This window comes from Dietzia cinnamea NBRC 102147, from assembly GCF_001571065.1.
GTDB classification, from domain to species: Bacteria; Actinomycetota; Actinomycetes; order Mycobacteriales; family Mycobacteriaceae; genus Dietzia; species Dietzia cinnamea.
Genome location: NZ_BCSW01000098.1, coordinates 1 through 4,732 on the forward strand (window position 1 = coordinate 1; position 4,732 = coordinate 4,732).

The following is a 4,732-nucleotide window of genomic DNA, read 5'->3' on the forward strand; positions in this document are numbered from 1 at the left end:
CTTATTAGTTTTTCTTGGAAGACAAGGTCGGATGAGAGGACGCGTAGTGCCGACTGGCGAGAAGGATTTGAGGCTTGTCGTTGATTTCCAGCAGGAGCACGTCGAGGTGATCTCGGGCGGGAATCGGCGTATCGCTCGGACTCCCAGCAGCTCTGATAGGGGTTTGGTGACGACGTGGCCGGTATTCCTGGCGATTGTCGTGGCCGCGACCGGCCGGCCACGTGACAGACGTTCCGGAGCTGATGAGTGGTGGGAGCTCGAGGTCGACCCGGTGTCGATGACGGACAGCATCGGCGACGACATTCCCCCGTTTTCGCTGGCTCGTTTAACCGGGGAGCCGTTTCTGGCCCGCAACTCCAAAGAGTTCCTCTACTGGCATGTCGATCATCACGGCAATCGGGAAGCGGAAGGACACTCGCCTGGCTGCGGGGATCCAGCCAGCCTCACGGACGCAGATCTGATCTGGTTCGGAGGATCAGTCTCGGATGACTACTTCGATCTGTATGAGCAGGCGTACGAGACGTCATCTTCGGGCCGAGAAGAGGGGTTTTCGATCCAGGGGCGATGGGTCGGGCGCTTCATCACGTACCCGGACAAAGGTGAGTACAGGGTCGAGTTCTACGCCCCGTCGACGTTCAAGCGACCGGGCTTCGGAGACGTCGCCTGGGCTGACTAGCTGGCGATGTGGGGATTGCAGAAAACGTTCTATGTCGGCACGGGGTTAGCAAGTAGCGCCTTGCTCAGCTCGTCAGCGTTCTGGCGGCTCGGAGGGTGGCGATGAGGTCGGTGCGTCCACTTGGGGTGATGCGGGGCGCGATGACGGCGTGGGGCTCGTCGCCGAGGGCGATGAGGTGGGCGTGGTGCTGGTACGGATCGTGGGCGTGGATGTCGATGGTGCTGGCTGAGGCGTGGTGGGCGGCCAGGTCGAGCGCTTCGGTGAGGTCGCCGGCGGTGGTGAGGGTCTGTTGTGCCAGTAGCTCGCCGGTCGGGGCGGTCGTGGTGATGGTGATGATGTGCATGGGTGTCTACCTCTTGTAGGTGGTGCGTCCGCCGGCGCGGAACGGGCTCGCGTCGGCGTGGAAGGACTGGCCATCGTTGTGTTCGGCGTCGAGGCGGTCGAGCAGCTCCTCGAAGGCGCGGACGGTGAATGCGACGGCGCTGGGGAGGTCTTCGGCGTCCTCGAGGGCCTGGCATGTGCCCCAGACTCGTTCGACGAGGTCGGCGGGCAGGCGCACGTTCCAGTTGCGGTATTCGGGGGCGTCGGCTGGGCGGTCGGCCTTCTCCCCTGCCGCGGCCTGGGCGACGAGGCTGTCGGTGGTCTTGCGCTGGCGAACGGGCGGCTTGGCGGCCATGGGTATCAGTTCCTCTCGGCGGTCAGGGTGGTCAGCAGCTCGTGGAAGCTGTCGCGGACGGTGACGGCGGCGATTTCCTTGAGCTCGTCCAGGCCTTGGCCGTTGGCGGCGGCTTCGGCGATGAAGGCGCGGCGTGGGATGTCGTGGGGGTGGACGCGGTAGCCGGAGGCGTCGGCCCATTCGCGGATCTCGGTGGCGACGCGGCCGTGGGTGGCGGTGCGGGTTGTGTCGCGCAGGTTGATGAGGATGTCCGGATCGGGCAGCGGCCGGGTGGGGCGGAGGTCTTCGTTGATTTCGTCGACGAGTTCCCCGGTGTCGCTGATGCCGTTGAACGAGTCGTTTTCGGGTTCGGTGACGAGCAGGACCCGGTCGGCGGCGTAGAGGGCGTTGATGGTGCCCAGTGATAGGCCGCGGTCGCAGTCGATGACGATGAGGTCGTAGTCGTCGCGGACGGCGTCTAGGGCTTTGTGTAGGACTTTGCCGGGGGCTACTCCCCCAAGTGATTGCAGAGCTGCGGCCAGTGCGCCGCGTCCGGACGGGACGATGTCGAGTCCGTCCCGGCGGGTGGTGTGGGTGGCCCGGTCGAGGGTGACGCCTGGGGTGCGGGCGTAGATGTCGGCGAGGGTGTGGCCGTCGGGGTCGCGGTCGCCGAGGATGCGCAGGGCCACTCCCCCTTGGGCGTCGTGGTCGATGACCAGGACGCGGCGTCCGTCGGCGACGGCGGCATGGGCGAGCATGAGGGCGCTGGTGGTCTTGCCGACGCCGCCCTTGTGGTTGGCGATCGCGATGACCGTGGTCATGGGCACTTTCCCTTCTTTATGCGTGCATGGTGCGAGTATATCCGTGCATGGTGCGGGCATGGCGCAAGTGTGATGCTCGGGTGAGGGGCGTGTCGTGGCCGGCCACTGGGGCGGGTGGCCGGCGGTCGGGCGTGGCGCTTAGCGGAGCGGCGCCGCGCCCGACCGCCCCCGCCGGCCTAGCCGGCGTCCTCCTCGGTCTCGTCGGTGAGGGCTTCGGCGATGAGGTGAACGGCTTCCTGGACCCGGATGGCGGTGGCTTTGACCTTCTCGGCCTGGCCGCTGCTCCAGCTGGCGACGTAGCCCACGCTGTAGTCGCTGGTGTCGAGGCCGTGCAGTCCGGCCACGACGTAGGCGACGGATTCGGCTTCGAGCTCGCAGGTGGCCTGGTCGGGCTCGGTGGTGGCCTTGCCGTCCTCGTCGGTGTGCAGGATCGCGTGCGCGGCCTCGTGGATGGCGGTCTTGGCGGCGTGGGCGTCGGACAGGTCGGCGTCCACGACGATTCTGCGGCTGCCGTCGATGGTGCAAAAGCCGTTGACCTCCCCGGGGATCTGCTCGCGGGTGACGGTCCAGCCCTGGCCGGTCATCCATGCGGCGATGCGCTCGAACAGGTCGGCGGGGTCGTCGCCCTGGAGCTGGGCCACGGGGGCAATGGGCTGCTCGACGCCTTCGATGGGGTCGGTCTGGGAGATGTCGAACACCGACACCACGGGCGGCGGGCACTTGACGGCGCGGCGGGTCTTTTCGCCGGTGGCCTCGTCGGTCTCGGACACGATGCGGAAGGGCTTGCCGAAAATGCGGATCGCGGTCTCACCCTTGCGGACCTGGCGGCCCTTGGTCTGCCATGCCTTGAATCCGGCGACCTGGGTGGCGTGGGGGCACTGCACCTGAATCAGCAGAGTGTTGTTGAGGCTGTACTGGTGGAAGCTGCCGAGGAAGTCGAGCCAGCGCTGCCACTGGCCGGACTCCGTGAGGGCGTTGACGGCGGCGGTCAGCTCGTTGTGCATCTGCTCGACCTTGGCGGCGCGGGCCTCGCGGGCAGCTTCGCGCTGCTGCGGGGTGTAGGTCTTGCGGGCCATTGTTGGCTCCTTTCGGGTTCGGGGTGAGGGGCCTTGTGGCCCGCTCTGCTTACATGATACACGTATGATACGAGTATGCAACTAGTATGATGCGCTCGTGTCCCAATCCAGTGCGGGGCCACCTGCCCGGCTCGCTTGTGGCGGGCCGGGCAGGTGGTGAGGTTAGAGGTTCAGCCCTCCGGCGCAGCCGAAGCACCGCGCCCCGGAGGCGCTGGCGGTGATGATCTCGCCGCAATTGGCGCAGCGGCGGGCGGGATGGGTGAAGGCGTGCCGCCCGTCCTCGTAGTGCCACAGCATTTCGGTGCCGTCGTCGGCGAGCACCAGCCAGATTTCGGCCGCGATTGTGCGGAACTCGTCGGGGACCTCGAGGTCGAAGGACTCGAGGAGGGTTCCGGGCTTTGCCATTGCTTCGCTCCTTTCCGGTTCGGGGTGAGGGGCCTTGTGGCCCGCTCTGCTTTCAGTATACACGCATCATGCACGCATTGGGCGTGCATGATGCGTTAAGTGCCTGTTACCTGGGAGTTCAGGGTTCAGGAGCGTATACGAGGCGGCTGACTCCGCGGCTGGTGTAGAAGCCGCCGGTAAAGGTTCCGGTGTCGGATGGCTCGTCGTGGCCGAGTGACCAGACTTGGGCTGCGAGGTCGTCTGCGTCGAGTGTTCCGTCGGGCTTGGTGTGGGGGGTGACGATGCCGCTGCGGGGGCCGATGGTGATGCGGCGGGCGCGGTGGTCGCCCGCGCGGGCGAGGTTGACGGTTTGGCGCAGGAGGTCGCGCAGGCTGGTCGAGTGCAGGGGTTCGGCTGTGTCCATGCGGGCCAGCCTGGCACGGCTCGGGGCGCTTTCGCCGTGACGCGGGGCTGTCCTGTCGTGGTCTGTGGAGGCGGCGGCGGGCTGTGAAATGCCTGGAGGGGACGCCCCTCGGGCGTCCCCTCCAGGGCTGTGGGCTAGGGCAGCAGCACGTCGAAGTGGGTGAGGGTGACGCTGTGGGCCGTGGGGGCGCTGGTGGTGCCGGTGAAGCGTGCGGTGAGGGCTCGGACGCGGGGGCCGATGTAGATGACTCCGGAGACGTAGTAGATGGTCTCTTTGCCGTTTTCGACGGTGTCGATGTCGGGGGTGTACTCGAAGATGGCGCGGTGGGTGTCGTTGGTGCGGACCTTGCGGGCGACGGCGGCGCGGTTGATCGCAGCGGCCCCCTGGGGGGTGGCGATGTGGTCCATGTCGGTGACGCGGCTGCGCTGGTTGTTGTAGACGGCCAGGGCCACGCCGATGGTGCGGTAGATCTGGCGTAGGACCAGATCGGCGACGGTGGGGGGCTCCTGGGCGGGTGCGCCGTTGTTGCGCTCGAGCTGCTGGGCGATGTCGTCGCGGGCGGCGTCCTTCACCTGCTCGATGAGCCAGTCGCTCGCCGCGAGCGGGGCCACGTTGTGGCGGCGCATATCGGCATAGGCGGCGGCGATCCCCTCGGCGCCGGGGATGACGTAGGCAGGCGACGTGGTCATGGTCGCT

The 4,732-nt window shown here is 67.2% G+C and carries 8 protein-coding genes; 1 reads left to right on the forward strand and 7 read right to left on the reverse strand.

Features of this window, described 5'->3' with window-relative positions; translation table 11 throughout:
* The coding region (locus DCI01S_RS15950; RefSeq protein ID WP_218001330.1) for a hypothetical protein at positions 1 to 676 on the forward strand (676 nt) is incomplete at its 5' end.
* A 64-nt stretch (positions 677 to 740) separates the two neighbouring features.
* Here DCI01S_RS15950 and DCI01S_RS15955 read toward each other — a convergent pair.
* The 7 genes from DCI01S_RS15955 to DCI01S_RS15985 all read right to left on the reverse strand — a co-directional run.
* Positions 741 to 1,019: a hypothetical protein gene (locus tag DCI01S_RS15955; RefSeq protein ID WP_061230128.1), complete on the reverse strand. Its 279-nt coding sequence runs from the start codon at positions 1,017 to 1,019 to the stop codon at positions 741 to 743.
* 6 nt (positions 1,020 to 1,025) lie between these two features.
* Positions 1,026 to 1,352: a hypothetical protein gene (locus DCI01S_RS15960; RefSeq protein ID WP_061230129.1), complete on the reverse strand. Its 327-nt coding sequence runs from the start codon at positions 1,350 to 1,352 to the stop codon at positions 1,026 to 1,028.
* Positions 1,353 to 1,357: 5 nt separating this feature from the next.
* Positions 1,358 to 2,152, reverse strand: a complete 795-nt coding sequence (locus DCI01S_RS15965; protein WP_061230130.1) for a ParA family protein — start codon at positions 2,150 to 2,152, stop codon at positions 1,358 to 1,360.
* Between the two features lie 176 nt (positions 2,153 to 2,328).
* Positions 2,329 to 3,228 carry an ArdC-like ssDNA-binding domain-containing protein gene (locus DCI01S_RS15970; RefSeq protein ID WP_061230131.1) on the reverse strand — a complete coding sequence of 300 codons (900 nt, stop codon included), beginning with the start codon at positions 3,226 to 3,228 and terminating at the stop codon, positions 2,329 to 2,331.
* A 162-nt stretch (positions 3,229 to 3,390) separates the two neighbouring features.
* Positions 3,391 to 3,633: a hypothetical protein gene (locus tag DCI01S_RS15975; RefSeq protein WP_061230132.1), complete on the reverse strand. Its 243-nt coding sequence runs from the start codon at positions 3,631 to 3,633 to the stop codon at positions 3,391 to 3,393.
* A 118-nt stretch (positions 3,634 to 3,751) separates the two neighbouring features.
* Positions 3,752 to 4,036: a hypothetical protein gene (locus tag DCI01S_RS15980; RefSeq protein ID WP_061230133.1), complete on the reverse strand. Its 285-nt coding sequence runs from the start codon at positions 4,034 to 4,036 to the stop codon at positions 3,752 to 3,754.
* Positions 4,037 to 4,170: 134 nt separating this feature from the next.
* Positions 4,171 to 4,732, reverse strand: a 562-nt coding sequence (locus DCI01S_RS15985) for a hypothetical protein (RefSeq protein WP_218001331.1), incomplete at its 5' end; no start/stop codon positions are given.